This is a genomic window from Desulfobacterium sp. N47, assembly GCF_051233685.1.
Taxonomy (GTDB): Bacteria; Desulfobacterota; Desulfobacteria; order Desulfobacterales; family RPRI01; genus RPRI01.
Map to the genome: position 1 here is coordinate 1 of NZ_JBAMMY010000177.1, position 2,157 is coordinate 2,157.

The window sequence follows — 2,157 nt, forward strand, 5'->3', positions numbered from 1 at the left end:
CAGTAGTGTCCGGTTAAGTTTTTGCATGTTATATGGGATAAAAAAATTATAAAAATGTTTATTTTTTGCTTGACAAAGCAGATAAAAAATTTTTGTCGCCTTGTTATAAATTATAATTATAACAAGGAGTTAAGACAAAAATGCGCGCATTTAATATCCCTAATCCGGACAAGCCGGAACCAAAAAGGTTAGTTTACTAACCCAGTATTAACGATGTATACTCCCCTATAATATATTTTGAAAGGGGTCCTTTGCGATGGATTTACTGACCGAACGCTATGCTGACAAAATTAGAGGAGTTCTCTCTTGCTATGACCGTGTCGTTATTCATGGCACACTTCCGGGGGTTTGTTATGCGCAGGGGATGACTTCCTTTTTGAATATGCGCAACATACGTATTTTTGATTACCCGCGTTTTGCTGAACCACTCCGTGATGAACTCAGAAAGAACGCCGAAAAGATTGCGGCAGAAAACGGTTTTGAGATCGAATTTATCAGAAAGAATAATTTTCGTAAGGAGAAAGCAGTTAAAGACATTCTCAAAGTACGAGGTTATCATCCCGGTCATGTCACTATAATATCGGCTATGGAAGCTTGCCCTACCTATAAACCATGGCATGATAAAAAAACACATAAAACCTTTCTTAAACCGTCACAGGGTAAGTGCCTGCATTATTATTTCTATTTTATCGATAAGCAGCTGGGGCTTTGCTATGTTCGAGTTCCAACCTGGTGCCCTTTCCGTCTCCAGATATATTTTAATGGACATAACTGGTTGGAAGCCTCTTTAAAAAAACACAACATCAGTTATGAAAACATTGACAATCTTATTGTTTCTATCGCCGATTTCCCCAAAGCCCAACAGTTTTCCGACCAATTGAAAGTCGATTTTATCCATAAGAAATTGGACCAATTTGCAAAACTCTATTGTCCGGTTATCAAGAAGCTGGATCTGAGCTATCACTGGAGCATTATGCAGGTAGAATATGCTACCGACATAGTGTTTAATCGTAAAAATGATCTGCAAGCCATCTATGGTCAATTAGTCCGAACGGCCATTCATACCGTAAAACCTGAAAACATATCAACTTTTTTAGGTCGAAAACTCCATGTAAACTACCAGGATGAAATGGGAAACAATTTTAACACCCGAATTGAAGGCACCCGGATAAAGCATACCATGGGACCAGTATCCATAAAAATGTATGATAAAATGGGAATAGCACTTCGAATTGAATGCACAGTAAACAACCTTTCTTTTTTTAAACACTACCGTGAGGTAGAACATCGTGACGGAACTTGTTCTCTGAAAATGACATCTATGAAGAAAGGTATTTACAGCCTTTCTCCTTTACGCGAATTGTTGCTTTCGGCTAACCACCGTTACATAGAATTTATTTCATCCTTTGATGACAAGAGCACAGGCATTAAAAACCTGAACAAGATTTCAAAAAACGTTGTCGAGAATAATCGTTGTTATAAAGGGTTCAATTTTTTCAGCAAGGACGACCAGCAACTTTTTGAAGCAGTTGCAAGCGGAGAATACAACATCAGCGGATTCCAAAATAAAAATCTCCGGAAAAAACTTGCTGAAAAATCGAGTTCACAGGTATCGCGTTTGATAAAACGCCTCAGAACTCATGGTCTTTTGAAAAAAGTCGGGCGTACATACAAGTACTACCTCACAAAACTTGGTAGAAAAGTAATTGCATCCGGGTTAAAATTAAAAGAGTTTTTTATTATACCAGAACTTGCGGCCATTTAACGGCAGAAGATAATTTTCTGCCAAAAATTACAAGAAATCTATTGTTAAGAAACTAAAAAGAAATTTAACACTTCATCTTATACTCGATTTGTCAAACCATTGCAAAAGATTTTTCATAGCATACCACTGCTTGAGTCCAGGGGGTACAGACCATTGAAAATGACTTTTGAAGATCAACTGTACGCACTAATTTTTTTCCATCTCCAGGAACATGAATCAGCTCGAGATATTATTCAACACCTTAAAGAAGATGATTTTGCCAAAGAATGTATAGCTCCAAGTGGAGGTATTAGCCGCAGCAGCTTTTCCGAAATTATCAATTCCCGCGGGCTTAAACAGCTTGAATATGTTTTTCAATCTCTTTGTACACAGGCACAAAATGTTCTACCCTC

At 37.6% G+C, this 2,157-nt stretch carries 1 protein-coding gene and 1 pseudogene; both read left to right on the top strand.

Annotated elements, in window-relative coordinates; all coding sequences use genetic code 11:
• Positions 1-256 precede the first annotated feature (256 nt).
• A complete protein-coding gene (locus tag VXK47_RS11490; protein ID WP_435548925.1) occupies positions 257-1,765 on the top strand; it encodes a MarR family transcriptional regulator in 1,509 nt (502 codons plus the stop codon).
• A gap of 159 nt (positions 1,766-1,924) precedes the next feature.
• Positions 1,925-2,157, top strand: a pseudogene (locus VXK47_RS11495) (IS4 family transposase); the annotation flags it as partial.

Excerpts from the sequence above, each read along its gene's own strand:
- VXK47_RS11490 (WP_435548925.1), top strand. The coding sequence starts at position 257 with ATGGATTTACTGACCGAACGCTATGCTGACAAAATTAGAGGAGTTCTC.